At 73.2% G+C, this 21,804-nt stretch carries 20 protein-coding genes; 12 read left to right on the top strand and 8 right to left on the bottom strand.

Going from position 1 to position 21,804, the window contains the following annotated elements:
* Position 1: 1 nt before the first annotated feature.
* From BLW85_RS01760 to BLW85_RS01730, 7 genes are read left to right on the top strand one after another with little or no spacing between them, the layout of a single operon-like run.
* Complete coding sequence (locus tag BLW85_RS01760; RefSeq protein WP_070022748.1) at positions 2-523, top strand: cupin domain-containing protein; 522 nt, start codon at positions 2-4, stop codon at positions 521-523.
* Positions 516-1,265 (top strand): SDR family oxidoreductase, encoded by a 750-nt coding sequence (locus BLW85_RS01755; protein ID WP_074990197.1) that lies wholly within the window; start codon positions 516-518, stop codon positions 1,263-1,265. Before BLW85_RS01760 ends, BLW85_RS01755 begins: the two co-directional genes overlap by 8 nt.
* A gap of 34 nt (positions 1,266-1,299) precedes the next feature.
* A complete protein-coding gene (locus BLW85_RS01750) occupies positions 1,300-2,091 on the top strand; it encodes an SDR family oxidoreductase (RefSeq protein ID WP_074990196.1) in 792 nt (263 codons plus the stop codon).
* 11 nt (positions 2,092-2,102) lie between these two features.
* Positions 2,103-3,725 carry a thiamine pyrophosphate-binding protein gene (locus tag BLW85_RS01745; RefSeq protein ID WP_074990195.1) on the top strand — a complete coding sequence of 541 codons (1,623 nt, stop codon included), beginning with the start codon at positions 2,103-2,105 and terminating at the stop codon, positions 3,723-3,725.
* Between the two features lie 13 nt (positions 3,726-3,738).
* On the top strand, positions 3,739-4,689 hold the full coding sequence (locus BLW85_RS01740) for a PDR/VanB family oxidoreductase (protein ID WP_074990194.1): 951 nt from the start codon (positions 3,739-3,741) through the stop codon (positions 4,687-4,689).
* Positions 4,690-4,712: 23 nt separating this feature from the next.
* Positions 4,713-4,940: a recombinase-like helix-turn-helix domain-containing protein gene (locus BLW85_RS01735; RefSeq protein ID WP_070022752.1), complete on the top strand. Its 228-nt coding sequence runs from the start codon at positions 4,713-4,715 to the stop codon at positions 4,938-4,940.
* A 1-nt stretch (position 4,941) separates the two neighbouring features.
* Complete coding sequence (locus tag BLW85_RS01730; protein ID WP_074990193.1) at positions 4,942-5,973, top strand: aromatic ring-hydroxylating oxygenase subunit alpha; 1,032 nt, start codon at positions 4,942-4,944, stop codon at positions 5,971-5,973.
* Between the two features lie 100 nt (positions 5,974-6,073).
* On the opposite strand, the gene BLW85_RS01725 is transcribed toward BLW85_RS01730, so the two are convergent.
* From BLW85_RS01725 to BLW85_RS01710, 3 genes are all read right to left on the bottom strand, one after another.
* Positions 6,074-6,622: a MarR family winged helix-turn-helix transcriptional regulator gene (locus tag BLW85_RS01725; protein WP_070022754.1), complete on the bottom strand. Its 549-nt coding sequence runs from the start codon at positions 6,620-6,622 to the stop codon at positions 6,074-6,076.
* A 339-nt stretch (positions 6,623-6,961) separates the two neighbouring features.
* Positions 6,962-7,276: an SCO0607 family lipoprotein gene (locus BLW85_RS01715; protein WP_074990192.1), complete on the bottom strand. Its 315-nt coding sequence runs from the start codon at positions 7,274-7,276 to the stop codon at positions 6,962-6,964.
* Positions 7,277-7,414: 138 nt separating this feature from the next.
* Positions 7,415-8,011, bottom strand: coding sequence for a TetR/AcrR family transcriptional regulator (locus BLW85_RS01710; protein WP_074990191.1), 597 nt, complete (start codon positions 8,009-8,011; stop codon positions 7,415-7,417).
* Between the two features lie 151 nt (positions 8,012-8,162).
* On the opposite strand from BLW85_RS01710, the gene BLW85_RS01705 reads away from it, so the two are divergent.
* Positions 8,163-8,723: a hypothetical protein gene (locus BLW85_RS01705; protein ID WP_074990190.1), complete on the top strand. Its 561-nt coding sequence runs from the start codon at positions 8,163-8,165 to the stop codon at positions 8,721-8,723.
* A 144-nt stretch (positions 8,724-8,867) separates the two neighbouring features.
* Here BLW85_RS01705 and BLW85_RS01700 read toward each other — a convergent pair whose 3' ends face one another.
* Positions 8,868-11,213: a helix-turn-helix domain-containing protein gene (locus BLW85_RS01700; protein WP_167381364.1), complete on the bottom strand. Its 2,346-nt coding sequence runs from the start codon at positions 11,211-11,213 to the stop codon at positions 8,868-8,870.
* 206 nt (positions 11,214-11,419) lie between these two features.
* Between BLW85_RS01700 and yczR the strand changes: the two genes are divergently transcribed.
* On the top strand, positions 11,420-12,877 hold the full coding sequence (gene yczR, locus BLW85_RS01695) for a MocR-like transcription factor YczR (RefSeq protein ID WP_074990188.1): 1,458 nt from the start codon (positions 11,420-11,422) through the stop codon (positions 12,875-12,877).
* A 45-nt stretch (positions 12,878-12,922) separates the two neighbouring features.
* On the opposite strand, the gene BLW85_RS01690 is transcribed toward yczR, so the two are convergent.
* From BLW85_RS01690 to BLW85_RS01680, 3 genes are read right to left on the bottom strand one after another with little or no spacing between them, the layout of a single operon-like run.
* Positions 12,923-15,067, bottom strand: coding sequence for a bifunctional serine/threonine-protein kinase/ABC transporter substrate-binding protein (locus BLW85_RS01690; RefSeq protein WP_074995923.1), 2,145 nt, complete (start codon positions 15,065-15,067; stop codon positions 12,923-12,925).
* Between the two features lie 2 nt (positions 15,068-15,069).
* Positions 15,070-17,199, bottom strand: coding sequence for a bifunctional serine/threonine-protein kinase/ABC transporter substrate-binding protein (locus BLW85_RS01685; RefSeq protein ID WP_074990187.1), 2,130 nt, complete (start codon positions 17,197-17,199; stop codon positions 15,070-15,072).
* Positions 17,196-17,975, bottom strand: a complete 780-nt coding sequence (locus BLW85_RS01680; RefSeq protein ID WP_107409049.1) for a hypothetical protein — start codon at positions 17,973-17,975, stop codon at positions 17,196-17,198. The genes BLW85_RS01685 and BLW85_RS01680 overlap by 4 nt, the downstream gene beginning before the upstream one ends.
* 340 nt (positions 17,976-18,315) lie before the next feature.
* Between BLW85_RS01680 and BLW85_RS01675 the strand changes: the two genes are divergently transcribed.
* From BLW85_RS01675 to BLW85_RS01665, 3 genes are read left to right on the top strand one after another with little or no spacing between them, the layout of a single operon-like run.
* Positions 18,316-19,149 (top strand): CPBP family intramembrane glutamic endopeptidase, encoded by an 834-nt coding sequence (locus tag BLW85_RS01675; protein ID WP_074990186.1) that lies wholly within the window; start codon positions 18,316-18,318, stop codon positions 19,147-19,149.
* A complete protein-coding gene (locus BLW85_RS01670; protein ID WP_074990185.1) occupies positions 19,149-20,327 on the top strand; it encodes a sensor histidine kinase in 1,179 nt (392 codons plus the stop codon). Before BLW85_RS01675 ends, BLW85_RS01670 begins: the two co-directional genes overlap by 1 nt.
* Positions 20,324-20,983, top strand: a complete 660-nt coding sequence (locus BLW85_RS01665; RefSeq protein WP_070022763.1) for a response regulator — start codon at positions 20,324-20,326, stop codon at positions 20,981-20,983. Before BLW85_RS01670 ends, BLW85_RS01665 begins: the two co-directional genes overlap by 4 nt.
* An 88-nt stretch (positions 20,984-21,071) precedes the next feature.
* Here BLW85_RS01665 and BLW85_RS01660 read toward each other — a convergent pair whose 3' ends face one another.
* Positions 21,072-21,611, bottom strand: a complete 540-nt coding sequence (locus tag BLW85_RS01660; RefSeq protein WP_074990184.1) for a universal stress protein — start codon at positions 21,609-21,611, stop codon at positions 21,072-21,074.
* Positions 21,612-21,804: the final 193 nt, after the last annotated feature.

The following is a 21,804-nucleotide window of genomic DNA, read 5'->3' as shown; positions in this document are numbered from 1 at the left end:
CATGCCTTTGACCACCACCGAGTACGACAACGGCGGCGACCTCGCCAAGTACACCGACTCCCTGATCGCCACCAAGGACTCCCGCGAGCCCGACTGGGGCACCCTGTCCTTCCAGGAGAAGGCGGGCCCGCAGTACAAGCGCGCACAGATCCGCTACGTCGGCTCCGGAGCCACCGGCAACCACGAGGACGACAACCGGATCATCCCCTCCGGCGGCTTCACCTTCTCGAACATGCTGCTGCCGCCCGGCGCGGAGGGCCCGGCCCACACCCACCACGACGTCGAGGAGGCCTTCTTCGTCCTGGAGGGCAAGGTCCGCGTCGGCATCCACCGCGGTCCCGACGAGGTCGAGTACCGGACCCTCGGTTACCGCGACATGATCGTGGTGCCGGCCGGCGTCACCCGCTCGCTGAAGAACGAGGGCGACACCGAAGCGCTGTTCTGCGTCATCATCGGCACGCGGAAGCCCCAGGTGCCGACGTACCCCGAGTACTCCCCGCTGTACGGCATCACCCGTGACTGAGCCGGCCGCCCGGCGCACCGTCGTCGTGACGGGCGCGGGCCGTGGCCTCGGCGAGGCCATGGCCCGCCGCGCGGCGGCGGACGGGTTCCGGGTGGTGGTCGCCGAGCTGAACACCGCCTGGGGCGAGCGGACCGCCCAGGCGATCCGCTCGGCGGGCGGCGAGGCGGAATCCGTGCCGCTGGACGTCGCGGACCCCGCGTCGGTCGCCGCGCTCGCCGACCGCCTGGCCGGCTCCGGTCCCGTCTACGGGCTGGTCAACAACGCCGCGCTGGCCAACGGCGTCGGCGGCAAGGAGTTCCAGGACATCGACATCGAGGTCTGGGACCGGCTGATGGCGGTCAACGCGCGCGGCCCCTGGCTGGTGGCCAAGCACCTGCTGCCCCTGATGAGCCGGCCCGGCCGCATCGTCAACGTCGCCTCCGACGCCGCCCTGTACGGCTCGCCCCGGCTCGCCCACTACCTCGCCTCCAAGGGCGCGGTCATCTCCCTCACCCGGGGCATGGCCCGCGAGTTGGGCGAGCAGGGCATCACCGTCAACGCGGTCGCCCCGGGCCTCACCGAGGTCGAAGCCACCGAGACCGTCCCGCCCGAGCGCCACGCGCTCTACGCCACCCACCGCGCGATCACCCGCCCGCAGCGGCCCGAGGACCTCACCGGCCTCGTCGCCTATCTGCTCGGCGAGGAGTCCCGCTACGTCACCGGACAGGTGATCGCCGTCAACGGCGGCTTCACCATGCACTGACATCCACCACTCGACCCCCTGCAAGGAGTACGTCATGGATCTCGGCCTCGCCGACCGCACGGTACTCGTCACCGGAGGCAGCTCCGGCGTCGGCCTGGCCACGGTCCGCGCCCTGCTCGACGAAGGTGCCCGCGTCGCCATCTGCGGGCGGGACGGTGAACGCCTCGCCAAGGCCGCCGCCCGGGTCGGCGCCGGCCCCGACCGCCTGTTCACCGCCACCTGCGACGTCCGCGACGGCGACGCCGTACGCCGCTTCACCGACGCCGCCGCCGCCCACTTCGGCGGACACATCGACGGCCTGGTCAACAACGCCGGCCAGTCCCGCATGAAACGCCTGGACGACACCACGGCCGAGGACTGGCGCGACGAACTGGAGCTGAAGTTCGCGGGCGTCCTCAACCCCCTTGCCGCCGCGCGCCAATACCTGCGCGCCTCGGACGCGGCTTCGGTGGTGAACGTCAACGCCGTGCTGGCGAAGCAGCCCGAGACCCGCCTGATCACCACCAGCGCCGCCCGCGCCGGCATCCTCAACCTCTCCAAGTCTCTCGCGCACGAACTCGCCGCCGAGGGCATCCGGGTCAACTCCGTCTGCCTCGGCCTGATCGACACCGGGCAGTGGACCCGCCGGCACGCGGCTGCCGACAGCGGCCTCACCTACGACGACTGGCAGGCCGAACTGGCCGCCGACCGCGGCATCGCGCTCGGCCGGCTCGGCCGCGCCGACGAAGTGGCGTACGCCGTCGTCGCGCTGCTCGCCCCGCGCGCCTCCTACATCACCGGAACCAGCATCGACGTCTGCGGCGGAGTCGGCCGCGGCATCCTGTGAGGAGCCTCTCCATGCAGTACGACAACGGAGGCGACCTCCTCGTCGCCCATCTGAAGTCCCTCGGCATCGACACCGTCTTCGGCATCGTGTCCGTGCACAACCTGCCGCTCGTCGAAGCGGTCGACCGTGAGCTGCGCTTCGTACCGGTGCGCCACGAGGCCACCGCCGTCAACGCCGCCGACGGATACGGGCGGGCCCGCGGCTCCATCGGCTGCGCGCTGACCTCCACCGGAACCGGGGCGGGCAACGCGGCCGGCTCGTTGATCGAGGCCCTGGCGGCCGGCACGTCGGTCCTGCACGTCACCGGGCAGATCGAGTCCGCCCACCTGGGCGGCGGGCGCGGATTCATCCACGAGACGAAGGACCAGCTCGGCATGCTGACGGCCGTGTCCGCGTACGCGGCCACCGTCGGCTCCGCACGCGACGCCGGACGGCTGCTGCGCGAGGCATCCGCCGCCGCCCTCAGCACGCCCGGCGGACCCGCCAGCATCGAGTGGCCCATCGACCTGCAGTACGCGCCCCAGCAGGACACGGGCGAGACGGCCACCGCCGCCCCTGACCCGGTGCCCACCCCCGCCGCCCTCGCCGCCGCGCGGGAACTGCTGGCCGCCGCCCGCCGCCCGCTGATCTGGGCGGGCGGCGGCGCCACCACCGCGCGCGACGAACTGCTCGCCCTGCTGGAGGCCACCGGCGCCGGCCTGCTCACCTCCAACTCCGGCCGCGGCAGCGTCCCCGAGGACCATCCGCTGGTCATCGGCAACTTCGCCACCACCCCGCCCTGCCGGGCCCTCCTCGCCGAAGCCGACGTACTCCTCACCATCGGCACCCACTTCCGCTCCAACGAGACCGCCGACTACGGACTGGAGCTGCCCGCCGCACACCTCCAGATCGACGTCGACCGGGCCGCCCTCGGCCGGGTGTATCCGGCGCCCCACGCCCTGCACGGCACCGCCGCCGTCCTGCCCGCGCTCACCGCGGCCGCCCGCCGCGCGGACGCCGACTGGACGGCCCGCGTGAAAACCGTCCGCGAGGACGTACGCGCCACCCTGCACGACAACATCGGCCCCCAGGCCGCCGTCTGCGACGCCCTCGCCGCCGCCCTGCCGCGCGGCGCCGTCGTCGCCCGGGACGTCACCATCCCCTCGTCCTCCTGGGGCAACCGGCTGCTGCCGATCCACGATCCGCGCGCCAACGTCTTCCCCCGCGGCGGTGGCATCGGCCAGGGCCTCGGCATGGGCATCGGCGCCGCGCTCGCCCGGCCGGAGCAGCCGACCGTCGTCATCGCCGGCGACGGCGGCCTCGCCGTCCATCTCGGCGAACTCCTCACCGTCGCACAGGAACGCCCCCGCCTGACCCTGATCATCTTCAACGACGGCGGATACGGGGTGCTGCGCAACATGCAGGACACGTACGGCGAACGCCGCTCCGGCGTCGACCTGTTCACCCCGGACTTCGCCGCGCTCGCCGCCGCCTGCGCCCTTCCCTACGCACGCATCGCGTCGCAGACGGACGCCGCACCCGTCCTGCGGGCGGCCCTCGCCTCCGACGGCCCGACCCTCGTCGAGGTCGACCTCGACGCGCTCGGCCCGATGAAGAACCCGTTCACCCCACCCGTCACGATCCCCGCCGCGTAGGGAGGCCACCGCCATGACCGCTGACCGCGAGTACGAACTCGACCTCCTCGTCCGCCGGATGACCTGGGAGGCGGAAGGCGTCCTCTCCGTCGACCTGGTCCACCCCGACGGCAAACCGCTGCCCGCCTGGACCCCGGGCGCCCACCTCGACCTGCACGTCGGCGGCCACGTCCGCCAGTACAGCCTGTGCGGCGACCCCGCCGACCTCACGGCCTACCGCCTGGGCGTCCTCGACGAACCGTCCTCGCGCGGCGGTTCACGGCACGTGCACAGCAAGCTGCGCCCGGGCCAGAGCGTGCGGGTGGCCGGCCCGCGCAACCACTTCGCCCTGGAACCCGCCGCGTTCTACGTCTTCCTCGCCGGCGGCATCGGCATCACCCCGATCCTGGCGATGGCCCGCCAGGCCGGGCGGAACGGGGTGCCCTACCGGCTCGTGCACGGCGGCAGGACCCGCGCCACCATGGCCTTCAGCGCCGAACTGACCGCGCTGACCGGCGGCGAGGTGACCCTCGTACCGCAGGACGAGCAGGGCCACATCGACCTCGCGGCCGCCCTGCGGGACCTGCCGGACGACGCCCTCGTGTACTGCTGCGGACCCGAACCGCTGCTGAAGGCGGCCGAAGAGACCTGCCCCGCGGGCCGGCTGCGCATCGAACGGTTCGCCGCGCCCGCCACCGCGGCACCCGACGGCGACGACACCGCCTTCGAGGTCGAATGCCGCACCTCGGGGGTGACCCTGACCGTCGACGCCACCACCTCCGTCCTCGAAGCCGCCGAGAACGCGGGCCTGACCGTCACCTCCTCCTGCCGCGACGGCATCTGCGGCTCCTGCGAGACCCGCGTCCTCGCAGGCACCCCCGACCACCGCGACCACCTGCTCAGCGAGGCCGAACGCGCCGCCGGCGAGACGATGATGATCTGCGTCTCCCGCTGCGCCTCCGACCGCCTCGTCCTGGACCTGTGACCCGTACGGAGAGCGAGACATCCATGACCACCGACACCTGGCCGTACCTGGACCCGCACCAGAGCCGACACCACGAGCCCACCCCGTACGAGCTGAAGCTCGCCCGCACCCTGGAGGAGATCTTCACCCGCGACGGCCACGATCTGGCCGACGTCGTGGCCGGGCTCAACGCCCGCCAGGTCCACACCCCCGCCGGTGAACCGTGGACCGAGGAGACCTTCCGCACCGAGATGCACCGCCTGGGAGCCTGACATGACCCTCTCCACGCACGACACCGCGACGCACATCCACGCCCACGGCCTGCGCAACCAGTGGCACCCGGTGGTCCCCTCCCACTTCGTGCGGCCCGGCGGACTGCGCAAGGTCACCGCGCTCGGCGAGAACTGGCTGCTGTTCCGCAAGGCCGACGGCACCCTGTCGATGCTCGCCGACCGCTGCCCGCACCGCGGCGCCCCGCTCTCCCTCGGCAAACACCTGGGCGACCGCGTCGCCTGCTGGTACCACGGCGTCGAAGTCGACGGCTCCGGCACGGTCACCTCCGTGCCCGGACTGCCCGGCTGCAACCTGGAGGGCAAGACGCTCGTCACCTCCCTGCCCGTGCGCGAGGTCGGCGGCGCCATCCTCGCCTACTTCGGCGACGAGGAGCACCCCGAGCCGGTGGACCTCACCCTCCCCGAACCGCTCACCAACCCCGGTGTCTCCTCCTTCCTCTGCTACGCCGAGTGGAACGTCCCGTGGCGCTTCGCCATGGAGAACCTCCTCGACCCGATGCACGGCGCGTTCCTGCACCACGAGTCGCACACCATGTACGACGGCGACACCACGGCCAAGTTCCGCATCCGCGAGACCGAGCGGGGCTACTTCTTCGAGAAGACCGACCAGCGCGGCGTCAACTTCGACTGGGTGGAGCTGTGCCGCACCGGCGTCGACTGGGTCGACCTGTCCATCCCTTACCCGCCGTCCGCCGGCCCCGGCGGCCCCTTCGGCATCGTCGGCATGGCGTGCCCGGTGGACGCGGGGCGCACCGGCGTCTTCTTCTGGCGCTACCGCGAGGTCTCCGGCTGGCAGCGCGACACCTGGCGCTTCCTCTACCGGACCCTCATCGAGGAACGCCACTGGCAGGTGCTGGAGCAGGACCGCGTCATGCTGGAGGCCATGCCCGCCGACGCGGACCAGCGGGAGAACCTCTACCAGCACGATCTCGGGGTGGTCCGGCTGCGCCGCATCTACCGGACGCAGGCCGAACAGCAGTCGAAGGCGCCCGCGGCGGCTCCGGCCCGATGACCGGGAGGCCGCCGGGCTCCGGGGCCCGGCGTGCGGACGGGGGAGGCGGGGCAGCCCCCGGGCTCGCGCGGCACGCGCTCCCTCCGGTGCCGGCGGACGGTCAGTTCGCCGGCTCCTCCTCCGGTCCGGCCCCGTCCGAGTCGACGATGGAGCATTCCAGCTTGGAGAGCAGGCGGGCCAGCTGACGCCGCTCGGCGGGGGAGACGCCGCCGAGCATCCTCCGTTCGTTCTCCAGGTGCTCGGCGAACACCTCGTCCACCTTGCGCAGTCCGGAGTCGGTGAGCCGTGAGTAGACGACACGCCGGTCGTCGGCGTCCCGCTCCCGGACCAGCAGGCCGTCCTTCTCGAGCCGGTCGAGGCGGAGCGTGACCCCCGCCGAGGAGATCAGCCCGGAGGCCGCCAACTGCCCGGCGGTGAGCCGGTACGGGGCGCCGGAGCGGCGCAGCGCCGTGAGCACGTCGAAGCCGGCGACGGACAGGCCGTGCCGCTCGATCTGGGAGGTGAGCCGCGCGTGGTACTGGAGGTAGGCGCGGTGCAGCCGGGCCAGCACCTCCAGCGGCGACGTGTCCAGGCCGGGGCGTTCGCGCGCCCAGTCCTCGACGATCCCCGCCACGGCGTCCGGTCGTCTCGCCGTTCTGCGCTGAGCCATGCCACACCCCTCGCGGCTCGTCCTCTCGCGAGACGCGCGCTCCACCGTCGCGCGCCCCGGAGAAATCTTAGCCCTAAGACGTTGCCGCTGTGACGTATGCCTGTTCGAGGTCAGGGGTCCGGGTGTTGTGCGGGCATGCGGAGGGGGGACCGGCAGGACGCGACGGGGGCGTGAGGGCGGCTGCGAGATCGGCTCGCTCGCCAGTGAACTGGCCGACGGCGATCCATCGGCGCCCGTTGGTCCGGCCGCGGCCTTCGACCGGTGGGGTACCCCGCTCGGATCGGGATGGAACGCAGAGTGGTTTTCAGAGGCGCGGTGCACCAACTCGACGGGCCGTGGTCACGAGGCCGGAGGTGCCTTGATGATGGCGCGGTGTTCGTCGAGGGTGTGCGTCTGCCAGTAGCGGTCCCATTTGTCGTCCACGTGCTTCGGGGTCTTGTCCTTCGGGTAGCGGAAGGTGCCCTTCGGGACTTCGTGGCCGTTGTCGACGCAATCGCCGCCGGTCGCGCCGACGTACTGCACGGGGTACTGGCCGCTTTGGCAGATCGCGTCGGCGGTCGTGCAGCCGGTCAGCAGTGCGGCGAGGGTGGCGGTGGAACAGGCTATGAGGGACACGGCGGTTCCGGGAGCCCGCCGGGTGTGGCGCGTGGCCATGTTTCTCCTTGAACGCGATCAGTCGTCAGCGGTTCAAGCCTCGGCGCGGGCAGGCGGCGTGTATATCGGCTCGCGTACTCATTCGCGGTGACCACGGCGTGAGTACCTGCGCAGGAGCAGCGGAGGGGGGCCGGGGGGCTATGCGTGGACCGGCCCGGCGTGGGCTCGGAGGAGTCCTTCGACGCCATGCAGGAAGGTCTCGCACACGAGTTCCGGGTCGGAGAGGCAGCCCTCGGCCATGGCGCCGTCGCGCAACATCACGAAGTGGCGGGCGGCGGATTCCGCGGACTGCTCCCGGACCTCGGCCAGGAGTTCGGTGACGGTGTCGAGGAACCACTGGCGGTGCGCCAGGACGGCCTGGTGCACCGGGTGTTCGGGGTCGGGATACTCGGCGACGGCGTTGAGGAAGGCGCACCCGCGGAAGCCGGCGGACCGGATGTGCTGGGCGATGGAGGTGCTGACGGCCCGGATGGTGTCGGCGGCCGGGAGCCCGGCGGCGACGGCCGCGTCGGCCTGGCCGCGTATGGCGAGGTCGGCCTCGTTCAGGTAGGCGAGGACGAGGCTTTCCTTGCTCGGGAAGTGGCGGTAGAAGGTGGCTCGTGTCACCTGAGCCTCCGCGACGAGGCGGTCGACGCCGACGGAGTGGATCCCTTCCGCGTAGAACACCTGGCCGGCCGTCCTGAGCAGCCGGGACCGGGCTTCGGACGGCCGTCCTTCGGTTTCGGTGCGCACCATGACGTCAGGCTAACAGGTAGAACGTTCGGTCTTGACAGGTTGCGACGGCCACTGCCAGGCTCACGAGATAGAACGTTCGGTCTTGCGGGAAGGTCGGCGCAGGAAGCCCTGACCTGCCTTCGTCTTCGTATGCCCAACCGAAAGGATCGCCGTGACCACCATCGCCGAACCGTCCCGGACCACCGGGACGGCCTTTGCCCTGCGGCGGCTGTACTTCGTCCGGTTCGCGTTCGCCATCGTCTGGGCCCTCGTGATGTTCACGACGGCCAAGGCGATCACCCCGGTCGCGGCCACGCTGCTGGTGCTGTATCCGCTGTTCGACGTGGGAGCGGCCGTCGTCGACGCGAAGGCGTCACGCGGCACCCAGCCTCCGACGCTCCTGTACGTCAACATGGCTGTCAGTCTGGCCGCGGCCGTCGGCGTGGGCATCGCCTCCACGTCCGGTATCCCCTCCGTCCTGCGCGTCTGGGGCGCCTGGGCCGTCGTGTCCGGCCTGGTCCAGCTGATCGTCGCCGTTCCCCGCCGCACGATGGGCGGACAATGGCCGATGATCCTCAGCGGCGGCATCTCCGTCCTGGCCGGAGCCTCGTTCGTCGCGACCGCGGGCGCAGACGACCCCGCACTCACCAACGCCATCGGCTACGCCATCCCCGGCGGGATCTTCTTCCTCATCTCCGCCCTGCGCCTCGGCCGCACCGCCCGGAAGCACTGAAACGGACAACTCCCGTACGGCGTCGTCGTGATCGGCGCGGGCCCGGTCGGGGAGAACGTCGCCGACGTACCTGCCGGGAACGCGCCGGGCTCCTGTGAAGAGGGTGGGTGATCGTGGCCCCGGCTCCGCGGCCGCCGACCCGGATCAGGCGAAGTGGGTGGGAGGTGACGGCGTACCGGCGGCGAGGGCGTCGAGGGCCGCGCGGGCATCGTCCAGCATGGGGGAGGGGAGTAGGTCCGCCATGGCGAGCACGGCGCGGTACTCCGTCTCCGCCTCGGCGAGCCGACCGAGGTGGGCGAGTGCGTGAGCCGTGTGCAGACGGGCGGTGCCCGCCCGTTCGTGCCAGCCGTGGGCCTCGAGCCGCCCCCGCGCCATACGCAGGGCGTCGACGGCCTCCTGCCAGCGCCCCTGGTTGAGATGGGCAAACGACACGTAGAACGTGGCGAACGTGATCGTGGTGTCCCGCACGTTGGGCGGAATGCGGTCGCGGTCCTCGGAAGCGGCGAGGAGGCCCATCACCTCGTCGTAGGCGGCGACGGCTTGCTGCGGGCGACCGGCCTTCTCCGCCACCCTGATGGACATGTTCGACGCCGCCAGGTACCCGTTGACCTCGTCGGCCTGCGCGAACAGCTCCTTGGCGCACTGATAGTGGTCGGCGGCGGGCGGCAGGTCGTCGACCAGGGCGTGCAGCCCGCCGAGATGGTGGTGGGCCCACGCCTGCTGAGTCACGTCCCCGCACTTCTCGGCGATGGCGAGCGCGTGCCTGGCTTCGCCGACCGCCTTGTCGTGACTGCGTTCGCCGACCCAGTAGGCCCCCGCCAGGCTGTTGCGGTGGCTGGCCTCCCGTACCGGGTCGCCCAGGGCCGCCGCGGCCTCGGCGGCGCGTTTGTACACCTCGATCCAGTGCCCCCAGGACACCCAGTGGTCGGAGAACCAGATCGTCGCGTCCGCGACCGCGACGACCTTGGCGTGTTCACCGGCCTCCGCGGCCTCGCGGAAGGCGGCGAGCCAGTTGTCGCCTTCCGTCTTCATCCACCGCATCGCCTGCTCGCGGTCGTCGAGGTCGACCAGCCTGCCGGGGGCCGGCGGCGGCGCACCGTGGTCCGGCTCGTACCAGCGGCCCGCGAGGACGGCCGTGTCCAGCAGCCAGGCCCGCAGGCGGGCCTTCGCGGCGACCGACGCCTCCTCGCCGTCCTCGGCACGCCGCCGGGTCCCCGCGTACAGCCGCAGCAGATCGTGAAAGCGGTAGCGGTCCCCGCGGGAGGCCGTCAGCAGGCCCGCGTCGAGGAGTTCCTCCAGCAGGTCCTCGGCCGCAGGCAGGGACGTGTCCGTGAGCACGGCCGCCGACGGAGCGCCGAATTCCACCCCGGGCAGCAGTGACAGCGACCGGAACATGCGGGCGGTGTCAGAGGTCAGACGCGAGTAGGAGAGGGCGAAGGCGGTGTTGACACGGAGGTCCCCGGCGCTCAGGGCGTCGAGCCTGCGCTCCTCGTCGGTGAGCCGGTCGGCGAGCCGTTGCAGGCTCCAGTTGGTGCGGGTGGCCGCCCAGTTCGCGGCCACCCGCAGGGCCAGGGGAAGGTGCCCGCACAACTCGGTCACCGCGAGGACCGCCGCGGGTTCCGCGTCCGTGCGGTCGGCGCCGACCACGGCCCGGAGCAGCGAGGCGGAGTCCTCCCGGGTCAGTGCGCCGAGTTCCACACGGTGCACTCCCTCCAGGCCGGCGAGCGTGCGCCGGCCTGTCATCACGAGGAAGAGCCCGTCCGCGTGCGGCAGCAACGGTCTGACCTGTGCCTCGCTGCCGACGTTGTCGAGGACGACGACCGCGCGGAGAGTGGCTGCGGTCGCGTGGTACCGGGCGAGGCGCTCCTCGGCGGTCTGCCGGCCCAGCTCGGCGTCGGCCACGCCCCAGGCGCCCAGCAGGCGCAGCACGGCCTGGTCCGCCGAGAGCGGCTGTACGTCGAGGCCCCGCATGTCGATCAGGAACGTGCCATCCGGAAAGGAGGGAGCGGACTCCTCGGCCAGCCGGACCGCCAAGGTGGTCTTGCCGCTGCCGGGCGGCCCGCTCACCACCGCCACCGGCGCCGGTGAGCGCACCGCCCCGCTCTCCGTCCGGGACTTTGTGACGGTCTCCTGTACGAGGGCGCGCAACGCGGTCAGCTCCGCATGCCGGCCCACGAAGTCCCGAACGCCTCTGGGCAGCGTGTAGGGCGACGCCGGAGGGGCGGAAGGCTTCGCCGCGGGACGTCCGGCGCGCAGGGTCGCCAGCAGTTCGGAGTGCGCCGTCTCGTCCAGTTCCAGACCCTGGGCCAGCGCGGTGACCGTGCCGCGCTGAGGACGAAGGCTCCGGCCCCGTTCCATGTCACCGATCGCGCGCACCGAAACACCGGACGCCTCGGCGAGTTCCTCGATCGTCCAGCTGCGGCCCAGCCGCAGTGCTCGCAACAGTCGGCCGAACGGTGTCCCTATGACGCTTGCCCCACCCGCACTCACGGCGCCGATTCTACGCAGGACGCACGACCCGGCCCCCGGCGGAGGCCGGGGGCCACACCCCTGCCTCGCCCGCCGTGTCAGGTCCAGGCGAGCGCCCGCCGTGATGACGTGTCTCCTCACTGCCGCCCAGGCCACTGTCCGGCGGGCCTCTGCTCATCTGTAGATTGACCGGCCTGGAACGCAGGGCCGGGGGACGGGGATATGGCATGGCGGCGAGGGGCGGAGTCCACACTCTGGGCGGCAGGCGGCTCGCCGCGCTGGTGACCCAGGTCGCCGGGGAGCGGCCCGGCTACCGGGCGCTCGCGCAGGGCGTACGCACCCTGCTGCTCGACGGCCGGATCGCGCTGCACGCCCGGCTGCCCGCCGAGCGCGAGTTCGCGGTGGCGCTCGGCATCAGCAGAGCCACCGTGACCGCCGCGTACGACCTGCTCAGGGAGAGCGGTTACGCGGTCAGCCGGCGCGGTGCGGGAACGTGGACGGAACTGCCGGAGGGCGCGCGGCCGACCAGTGTGCGCACCCCGCTCGCCGGGGAGGACGTGATCGACCTGGCCATCGCGGCGCCCGGCGCCCTGGCCGACGAGCTGTCCGCCGCGTACGCGGCGGCCGCCGACGACCTGGCCCGGCACGCGACGACGCCGGGCTACCACCCTTACGGTCTGCCGGAGCTGCGCGCGGCGATCGCCGAGCGGTACACGGGGCGCGGGCTGCCGACGCTGCCCGAGCAGATCCTCGTCACATCGGGCGCGCAGCAGGCGATGGCGCTCACGCTCACCCTGCTCGGGCGGCCCGGCGACCGCATCGCCGTGGAGAACCCGTCGTACGCCAACGCCCTCGCAGTCATAAGGCAGTTGGGGCTTCGCGCGGCGCCGGTGCCGGTGACGGAGGACGGCTGGGACGCGGAGCTGTTCGGGGCGACGCTGCGGCAGTCGGCGCCCCGGCTCGCGTATCTGATCCCGGACTTCCAGAACCCGACGGGCCGGCTCATGCCGCGCGAGCAGCGGCAGCGGATCATCGCGGACGCGCGGGCGACCGGCACATGGCTGGTCGTCGACGAGACGATCGCGGACATCGCGCTCGACGTGGCCACGCCCCCGCCGTTCGCGTCGCTGGTCGCGGGGCGCGGCGCCGAACAGATCGTCACCGTCGGCTCGCTCAGCAAGGGGCACTGGTCGGGTCTGCGGGTGGGCTGGGTGCGGGCGGGCACACGGCTGATCACGGAGCTGACGGCGCAGCGGGTCACGGCGGACATGTCGGGATCGGTCCTCGACCAGCTGGTGGCGCTGCGGCTGATCGCCCGGGAGCCACAGATCCTGCGGCGGCGGCTGCCGCTCCTGCGCGCGCAGCGCGACCACCTGGCCGCGCAGCTGCGCCGCGAGTTCCCCGACTGGCGCTGGCAGACGCCGCAGGGCGGCATGTGCCTGTGGATCGACCTGGGCCGCCCGATCGCCGGTCCGCTGACGCGGGCCGCGCTGCGGCACGGGGTGCGGATCGAGGGCGGGTCCCGGTTCGGCGCGGACCCCGGCACGTTCGAGCACCGGCTGCGCTGGCCCTACACGCAGACCACCGAGGTCGCCGACGAGGCGGTACGCCGGATCGCCGCGGCCCTCGACGCGGGCCTCGACGGCGCGGACGAGGAACCGGGGCGGCCGTACTGGGTGGCCTAGGTTCTGTCGCCACAGCTCATTCCCACGTCGGCAGGGCTGCGCGACCTAGCCCCTGACCTCCTGGTACTGGCCCAGGAAGAGCGGCGTCCCGTGCTCCACCCGCCACAGGAACAGCCCGGGTTCCTGGTCCACCTCCGCAGTGCCGTCCCGGAAGGCGAAGGTCCGGGTGATGCCCCGGTACGACACGGCCCGCAGCCGGTGGGCGAGGTCGCCACGGTCCACGGGGCCCGTTCCCATGGCGGCGAGGACGTGCGCGACGAGACCGAGGGCGTCGTAGGCCTCGGCCGCGCCCCGGCCGACGCTCCGGACGCCGTACCGCTTCTTGAACGACCGTACGAAAGCGGCGGCGGACGTCAGCCGGGACGGGTCCACGAACGTCGCCGAGAAGACCCACCCCTCGGCCGCCGGTCCGGCCGCGCGCAGGAACTCGGGAGTGAGGACGGCTTCGGTCGCCGCGGGGGTGCCGGTGAACCCCGCCGCCCGTAGCGCCCTGGCGCAGGAGGCGGCGCGTGGCGAGGAGTCACCGCAGTAGACGACGGCCTGTGCGCGCCCCGCGAGGGCGGCGGCGACCGCGGGGCCGAAGTCACCGGCGTCGGCGGCGACCTGGTGGCGGACGACCGTGCCGTTGGACGGAGGGTTCCCGACCAGGTTCTGGGCGATCCGCCAGCTGTAGTCCCGGGCCGCCAGGTCCTCGACGAGGAAGGTGCGGCGGGCCGGGCGCACGCTGGTGAGATAGCGGACCAGCGGCGCGTCGATCGCGGTGTCGGAGGGCCGCAGCTGGAACACGGACGACGTGGGGTTCTTCATGTCCACCGCGGCGTACAGGGAGTCCGAGCCCGCCCACGCCGTCACCATCGGCAGGAACGCCTTCTTGTACCGGTCCGCGGCCGCGAGGGCCGTGGCGTCGGACGTCGGCCCGATCACCGCGCACACCCGGCCGTCGCCGGCGAGGCGTCGGGCCGCCTCCTCGGCCCGGTCCGCGTCTCCCGCGTCGTCGAGGACCGTGAGGGCCAGGTCGAAGGGACGGTCCGCGCGCGCGTTGTGCTGTTCCACCGCCAGCCGGACGCCGTGCTCGACCGAGGTGCCGAGCGCCTTGCCGGGACCGGAGAGGTCGGCCTGCACCGCGACGGTACGGCGTAGGCGGGAGACGGAGGTGGACGGCGGATCGCCGCGGCCGGTCAGCCAGGCGGCCGCGGAGCCGCCGGCGGCCAGCACGACGGCCGCTGTACCGCCCAGCAGCAGCCGCCGCCGGCTCGGCGCGGGCGGCTCGTCCACCGGCGTCCCGGGTGCCGTGGGCCGCTCCGGCTCGGGCAGGTTCAGCACCTGGGCCGAGCGTTCGGCGATCACCGCGGGCAGGCCGGGCGGCAGCCAGTCGTCGGTGCCGAAGTCGCCGAGTGCGGCACGCAGTTCCGGCACGGTCGGGCGGGCGGCCGGGTCCTTGGCGAGACAGCGGGCGACCAGGATCCGCAGCCCGTCCTCCGTGATGCCGTCGAGGCGGGGCTCCTCGTGCACCGTCCGGAAGATGACGGCCGGCACCGTGCCACCACCGAAGGGCGGCCGGCCGGTCGCCGCGTAGGCGAGGACGCAGCCCAGGGAGAAGACGTCGCTGGGCGGGCCGACTTCCTCCTCGCGGGCGCGGGCCTGTTCCGGCGAGAGGTAACCGGGCGTGCCGATCACCACGTCGGTCGCGGTCAGGGCGGTGGCACCGCCGACGCGGGCGATGCCGAAGTCGATGAGGCGGGGCCCGTCGAGAGCGAGCAGCACATTGCCCGGCTTGATGTCGCGGTGCACCAGCCCGGCCGCGTGGACGGCGGCGAGCGCCTCGGCGAGCCGCGCCCCCAGCGCCCGTACGGTGTCCGGGGGCAGCGGCCCGTGCCCGGCGACGGTCTCGGCGAGCGAGGGCCCGGGGACGAAGGCGGTGGCGATCCAGGGTTCGGCCGCCTCCGGGTCGGCGGCGGTGACGGGCGCGGTCCAGCGGCCGTCGACCCGCGCGGCGGCCCGCGCCTCACGGCGGAAACGGGCCCGGAACCCCGGATCGGCGGCGTGCTCGGCGCGGATCACCTTCAGGGCGGCCAGCGCGCCGCCCTCGGACCGGGCGAGATAGACGACGCCCATGCCGCCCGCGCCGATCCGCGCGAGCAGGCGGTGCCCGCCGACCGACTCCGGGTCCTGAGCGGTGAGCGGACGCACCGTCACGACCCCTTCGGCTGCGGTGCCTTGTCCGGGGCGGGCCCGAGGTACCGGAAGGCCCCGTCGCGCACCTGGTGGACGAAGCTCGCGGGGGTGCTGAGCTGGAGCATCTTCGGGTCGAAGGCGAAGTCCCGGGTGATACCCCGGTACGTGGCCGCCCGTAGCGGGGCGACCAGTGCCTTGCGCGCCGGACGCACCCCCCGGGTGGCGGTGAGCCGGCTTATCAGCAGGTTCGCCGCATCGTAGCCCTCGGCGGCCCAGAACCCGGGCGCGTGGCCGTACCGCCCGCGGAACGCCTGGGCGAAGGAGCGGACCGGGGCCGCGTCGGGCCCGATCGCCGTGGCCACGACCGTCCAGCCCGCCGCGCTCTCCTCGGCGGCGAACCGGGGATCGAGCGCGGGTTCGGCCGCGTACTTCGGCCCCTCGAAGCCGGCCAGCCCCCTGGCCGCCCGGATCGCCCCCTCCAGCGGTCCGGCGTAGACGAACGCCTTGATGCCGGCGCCGCGCATGTCCTTCAGGACGGGCCCGAAGTCGGTCGTGCCGGCCGGGACGACGCGGGGGTGGGTGGCGTCGCCGTACTTGCGGACGATGAAGTTGACCATCTGGACGGTCTGCCAGGACACGTCGCCCGCGGTGCGGTCCAGCAGGACGCCGACCGGGGTGGCCGCGCTGGTCGCCTCCAGGTGGAAGGCCAGTTTCATGGCGACCGTGCCGTGCAGGGGGCGGCCGCGTACGAAGGAGCGGATGTTCTGGTACAGGTTCTGCCCGGCGGACATGCTGATCACGGGCAGCAGGGCCGCGTCGTAGACGGGCAGCGCGGCCTGGGTCGTCTCGTCGGTACTCGAACCGAGCACGGCCAGCACGTCCGGGTCGTCGGCGAGCCGCTGGGCCGCGGCGGCGGCACGGTCGGCCCGGCCCGCGTCGTCGGAGGTCTTCAGCTCCAGCGTGAACGGCTTGTCGCGGCGGGCGTTGAACTCCTCCACCGCGAGCCGTGCCCCCTGCTCCTGGGCCTGCCCGGCCTCCCGGCCGGCGCCGCTGAGGTCGGCCTGCACACCGAGCGCCCAACCGGGCGCGGCCGCCTGCTTCTTGCCGCTGCCGCCGTTGTGGCGCCGCGCCGCCCAGGCGGCCACGCCGCCGCCCGCGGCGAGCACGGCGGCACCGCCCGAGGCGACGGCGAGGAACCTGCGGCGCGACGGTGCCGGCTCGGGCGGCGCCTCGGCGAGCGTGGCCTGGATCTCGGGCAGGGCCAGCATCGCGGCCGACCGTTCGGCGACCATGCGGACGACGTCGGCGGGCAGCCACTCGGCGGTGCCCGGGGACACGTCCTCCACCAGCGCGGCGTCCAACTCGGCCGCGGAGGGCCGGTCGGCGGGGTCCTTGGCCAGACAGCGCAGCAGGACGGCGGCCGTCTCCTCGGCCACGCCGTCGAGGTCGGGGCTGTCGTGGACGGCGCGGTAGAGCAGGGCGTCGACGGCGCCGCTGCCGAAGGGCGGCCGGCCGGTCGCCGCGTAGGCCAGCACGCAGCCCAGCGAGAACACGTCGCTCGCAGGACCGAGGCGCTCGCCGCCGGCCGTGGCCTGCTCCGGGGAGAGGAAGCCGGGGCTGCCGACGACGAGGTCCGCGGAAGTGATCGCGGTGTCGTCCAGGGAGCGGGCGATCCCGAAGTCGATGAGGCGGGGGCCGTCGGCGGCGAGCAGGATGTTGCCCGGCTTGACGTCCCGGTGCACCAGACCGGCCTCGTGCACGGCCGCGAGCGCGCGGGCCAGCATCTTGCCGAGCAGCCGTACCGTCCGCAGGGGCAGCGGGCCGTGCCGGCCGACCGCGTCGGCGAGGGACGGGCCGGGCTCGAACGCCGTGGCCAGCCACGGCTGTTCGGCGTCCGGGTCGGCGCCGGTGACCTTGACCACCCACGGGCTGTCCACGCGTCGCGCCGCGTCCGCCTCGCGGCGGAAACGGGCCCGGAAGGCGTCGTCGTGCGCGAATTCGGCCTGGATCACCTTGACGGCGGCCAGCGCACCCGACTCTGTACGGCCGAGGTAGACGACGCCCATGCCGCCCTCGCCGAGCCGGGCGAGCAAGCGGTGGCCGCCGATGAACGACGGGTCACAGGGGCCGAGGGAGCGGTCGGTCACTTCTGAGCCCCCAGTTCGCTGCGCACCTTGGTCTCCATCCCGGCCACCGCCCGTGCCTGGACGGTCAGCAGGTCGCTCTGGTCGAAGCCCTTGCCGCCCTCGACGACGACGGCGATCGTCACCGGGCCGAGCCGGACCTGGTTCCAGATGTAGTACGTCGACCCTTTGCCGAGGGCCGGGTTGTCGTACGTGCCCATTTCGATGAGGTAGTCGTCGGCGGAGGTGTTGCCGTTCGTGCCGTAGCCGGAACCCATCGAGTTCAGGCCGATGATCCGCTCGGTGGTACGCAGTTGCTGGTCGGGGCAGCGCAGCGCCTCCTCCAGCGTCTCGGCCATCTCCCAGTCCGCCTGCGCGACGGTGCGGTGCAGGGTGACCGTGGCGGCGGTGCGGACCTCACCCTTCGCGCCGGCCGCGGGCAGCCGGCTGTAGCGGGTGAAGGTGGCGAGGACGTCGTCGGGCAGCGACTCCTGCCGCCAGACGCAGTCGGCGCCCAGGACGGGCCAGTCGGCCGGGTCGCTCTGGTACGGGGGACGCTTGACGTAGCCCGGGCCGTAGCCGTCCGGGCCCGCGGTGACGGCGCGGACCAGGTCGAGGGCGGCGGCCGGTGTGGTGGGGACGCGCGCGGGGTCGACCGTCAGGCGCGCGGTGGCGGCACCCGTCTCGCGCTGTGCGGCCGGTGAGGACGCGGCGGCGGAGGAGGCGCTCGGACCGGCCCGGTGCCCGCCGTCGCCCACGCCGGAACAGCCCGCGAGCAGCAGGCCGCACACGGCCAGCACCGCGTGCCCCCGCCTCGTACGTCGTTGCCTTGCGGCGCACGCCATGAAGCCCCCGATCACCATGCGTCTGTGCCAGTGCGTGACCGGAGCGAGTGTAGAGGACGTCGATCAACTCGCTGTGTCCGCAGCCCTGTTGGTGCGACTGGACGCGGGGCGCGAAGTCCGTGCGCTCCGGTTGCGGGGCTGGGCGCGCGGCCTGTCCCCCGTGAGAGCTACGCGCAGGTGTCCACCGTGAGGTGACGATTCCCGATCGCCGTTTGCCTAGCGTTCGGTTCAGCCGCGGCGCCCCGGCCGTGGACCGGACAGGGAACCGGAAGCGGAACCGAAGAAGGAGCTCGACGTGAAGCTGGTGTGGCAGATCCTGGCCGTGGTCGCGGTCGGTGCGGTCGGCGGTCAGAGCGTCACCGCGGTGCAGGGCAATCCGTGGCTGTCGCTCCTCCTGGCCGCCCTGACGGTCGTGCTCTCTGTGCTCGTCTACCGGTGGGTCGTGGGGCGCACCGAGCGGCGACCGGTCACGGAGCTGGCCCGGGAGGGAGCGCGGGGGGCACTCCTGCGGGGCCTGGCCATCGGCGTCGCGATGTTCGGGTGCGTCATCGCGAACATCTACCTCCTCGGGGACTACAAGGTCCACGGCTTCGGCTCACTGACCGGAGCGGTCGCGCTGTTCGGCTTCATGGCCGGCGCCGCCGTCACGGAGGAACTGATGTTCCGCGGCCTGCTCTTCCGGCTCGTGGAGCGAGGTCTCGGCACCTACATCGCGCTGGCGCTCTCCGGTGCGGTGTTCGGCGCGGTCCATCTGCTCAACCAGGACGCCACCCTGGTGGGCGGCGTCGCCATCGCGATCGAGGCCGGCGGCATGCTCGCCGCCGCGTATGCCGCCACCCGCTCCCTGTGGCTCCCGATCGGCCTGCACTTCGGCTGGAACTTCGCCGAGTCCGGCATCTTCGGCACCGAGGTCTCGGGCAACGGCGACACGCACGGGCTCCTGGACGCCTCGACGTCCGGCACCAAGCTGATCACGGGCGGCGAGTTCGGCCCGGAGGCCAGTGTGTACTCGGTGCTGTTCGGTGCGTTGCTGACGGTCGCCTTCCTGTGGCTGGCCCACCGGCGCGGCCACATCGTGCCCCGGCAGCGCGCCGAGCGGGTGAACGCCCTCGCTACACTCGCCCGGTGATGAGCCTTCAGGGGGCCGGACGGATGTGGCGTCGGCTCGACGTCACCGTCCGCGACCTTCCGCTCGCGGTGCTGTTCCTGGTCGCTTCGTTCCTGCCGGGACTGCGCGGCCACGGGACGGAGGTCGGGGATCTGCCGACCCGCCCGTTCGACGTGCTCGCCGTCGTCGCCCTGGGGCTCGAATGCCTTCCGCTGATGGTGCGCCGACGGTGGCCCGCCGTCTGTCTCGCCCTGGTGACGTGCGGCTTCGCACTCGACCAGCTGCGCGGCTATCACTCGACCGCCGGCACCACCCTGCCCGTCGTGCTGATCAGCGCGGGATCCCGTCTGGAACGCCGTCGGCGCGCCACCGCCCTCCTTCTCTCCGCGGCGTACGTGCCGCTCGCCATAGCGCTTTCCCGGCTCGGTTCGGGCGGCGAGACGCCGACGGAGTTCGTGACGTTCTACCTGGTGCTCGCCCTGGCCTGGGGCGCCGGGGCATGGCTGCGGTCCACTCGGGCCGCGGAGGCCGAACGCCGCGAGCGGGCAGCGGCACAGGCCCGTACCGCCGAACGCACCAGGATCGCCCGCGAGCTGCACGACGTGGTGACCCATCACGTGACCGCGATGGTCGTCCAGGCCGAGGCCGCCCGCTACCTGACCGCCGCACCCGAGCGGCTGGAGCAGTCCCTGACCGCTGTCAGCGACACCGGCCGTCGCGCCATCACCGACCTGCGCCACCTGCTCGAACTGCTCAACCCCGACCACGGCACCGGCACCGGTACGACGGAGCCCAAGGAGCCCAGGACACCGGCCGTCGGCAGGGTCCTCACCCTTGTCGAGCAGACCCGCCGGGCCGGACAGCCGGTGGATTTCACCGAGCAGGGCACACCACCGGCATCGACCGGCAGCGCCGACCTCGTCGCCTACCGGGTGGTGCAGGAAGCACTGACCAATGCCCTCAAGTACGCGCACGGCAGCCGGACTTCCGTACAGGTGCGGCACAGCGACAGGGAGATCAGCGTGGAGGTCAGCACGGACGGAGCCGGTTCGACCAGCGCGGCGGCCGTCGGCGGCGGACGGGGCCTGGCCGGTCTGCGCGAACGCGTCGACGTCCTGGGCGGCGACTTCCATGCCGGCAGCAGCACGGACGGCGGCTTCACCGTACGGGCACGCATCCCCGCCGGCGGCACCTCGTGAGCGCACCGATCCGGGTCCTGGTCTGCGACGACCAGATGCTGATCCGCACCGGCCTGGTCACCATCATCGACGCCCAGCCCGACATGGAGGTGGCGGGCGAGTGCGGAGACGGGCGAACCGGAGTCGAACTCGCCCGCAAGGTACGGCCGGACGTCGTCCTGATGGACATCCGCATGCCGGTCCTCGACGGCCTGGAGGCCACCCGTCTGCTGGCCGGCGCCGGAGTGCCCCACCCCGTGAAGGTCCTCGTGGTGACCACGTTCAACCTGGACGAATACGTCTACGAGGCACTGCGCGCCGGCGCGAGCGGCTTCCTCCTCAAGGACGCGCCCCCGGACCGGCTGCTCCACGGCATCCGGACCGTGGCCACCGGCGCGGCCCTGCTGGACCCCGACGTGACACGCCGGCTCGTCGGCCGCTATGCCGCCCGTATCCGCCCCATGGAGAACGCCTCCCGCGACATTCCGCTCACCCCCCGGGAGCTGGAAGTCCTCCGCCTCATCGCGGACGGCCTCTCCAACAGCGAGATCGCCGCGGTCCTCGTCATCAGCCAGGAGACCGTCAAGACCTTCGTCTCCCGCATCCTCGGCAAACTCCAGCTCCGCGACCGCGTCCAGGCCGTCGTCTACGCCTACCGCCACGGCCTGGCGACCTGACACCGCCGTACGGCGGCGGCCCAGGGACACGGCCAACGGACACCGTGGGCCTGGTCCGCCCGCGGCCGGACATGCCGAACCGGCCCGCTCATGGCGCCGTTTCGTGGCGGCCGGCCGTGTCCGGCGCGAAGCCCGCGGACGGGACCCGACGCAGTGCCCGGGCCTCACCCGGCAGCAGGCGTGGCCCGGGCACGGTCAGCACGGCGCAGCCCGCCGTGGCCAGGACGTACCGGCGCACCGGGGCGCGGTGGATCCGTGCCCGAATGCCGTTGGGGCGCGCCGCTCCGACGAGCAGGAGGTCGTCGGAGCGGCACGCGACGGCGCACAGGGCCGGGCCGGGGGAGTTCCTGATGACCAGACAGGTGACAGGAAGATCCGCCGGGAGCCCGCCGAGGGCCTCGTCGAAGGCGCGGTACAGCCGCAGCCGGGCCTGGTCCTCCCACATCCCGGTCCAGGCGCGGTCGGGCCATCTGGCGTGGAGGGTCTCGCCCTCCGGCGGCTCCCACGCCACCACCGCCACGAGCGTCCTGCCATCGCGGCGAGCCTCCCGGACCCCGCGCCGCAGCGCGGCGAGGCTGGCCAGCGAGCCGCTGACCCCGACGACGACTCGTCCGGTCCCCGCCGTCATGCGGGCCTGCCGCCCCGCCGCGGCGCGTGGTGCCGCGCCCTTTGCGGATGCCGTCGGCGGAGGTGCCGCCATGTGGCCGCGAGCGGGCTCCGGAGCCACGCGCCTACGGGCAGGGGATCCACGATGCGTTGTTCGTGGCGTCGCTGTATCTCGCGCTCCTCGCGATCGGTCATACCTTGAGCCATGCCAATCC

The organism is Streptomyces misionensis (assembly GCF_900104815.1).
In the GTDB taxonomy this organism is placed as follows: domain Bacteria; phylum Actinomycetota; class Actinomycetes; order Streptomycetales; family Streptomycetaceae; genus Streptomyces; species Streptomyces misionensis.
Note: the sequence above shows the minus strand (reverse complement) of the source record. Positions and strands in the feature narration are given on the sequence as shown.

Coding starts and splice junctions, on each gene's coding strand:
- BLW85_RS01760 (WP_070022748.1), top strand. CDS start 2: ATGCCTTTGACCACCACCGAGTACGACAACGGCGGCGACCTCGCCAAG.
- BLW85_RS01750 (WP_074990196.1), top strand. CDS start 1,300: ATGGATCTCGGCCTCGCCGACCGCACGGTACTCGTCACCGGAGGCAGC.
- BLW85_RS01745 (WP_074990195.1), top strand. CDS start 2,103: ATGCAGTACGACAACGGAGGCGACCTCCTCGTCGCCCATCTGAAGTCC.
- BLW85_RS01740 (WP_074990194.1), top strand. CDS start 3,739: ATGACCGCTGACCGCGAGTACGAACTCGACCTCCTCGTCCGCCGGATG.
- BLW85_RS01735 (WP_070022752.1), top strand. CDS start 4,713: ATGACCACCGACACCTGGCCGTACCTGGACCCGCACCAGAGCCGACAC.
- BLW85_RS01730 (WP_074990193.1), top strand. CDS start 4,942: ATGACCCTCTCCACGCACGACACCGCGACGCACATCCACGCCCACGGC.
- BLW85_RS01725 (WP_070022754.1), bottom strand. CDS start 6,622: ATGGCTCAGCGCAGAACGGCGAGACGACCGGACGCCGTGGCGGGGATC.
- BLW85_RS01715 (WP_074990192.1), bottom strand. CDS start 7,276: ATGGCCACGCGCCACACCCGGCGGGCTCCCGGAACCGCCGTGTCCCTC.
- BLW85_RS01710 (WP_074990191.1), bottom strand. CDS start 8,011: ATGGTGCGCACCGAAACCGAAGGACGGCCGTCCGAAGCCCGGTCCCGG.
- yczR (WP_074990188.1), top strand. CDS start 11,420: ATGGCGGCGAGGGGCGGAGTCCACACTCTGGGCGGCAGGCGGCTCGCC.
- BLW85_RS01670 (WP_074990185.1), top strand. CDS start 19,149: ATGAGCCTTCAGGGGGCCGGACGGATGTGGCGTCGGCTCGACGTCACC.
- BLW85_RS01660 (WP_074990184.1), bottom strand. CDS start 21,611: ATGACGGCGGGGACCGGACGAGTCGTCGTCGGGGTCAGCGGCTCGCTG.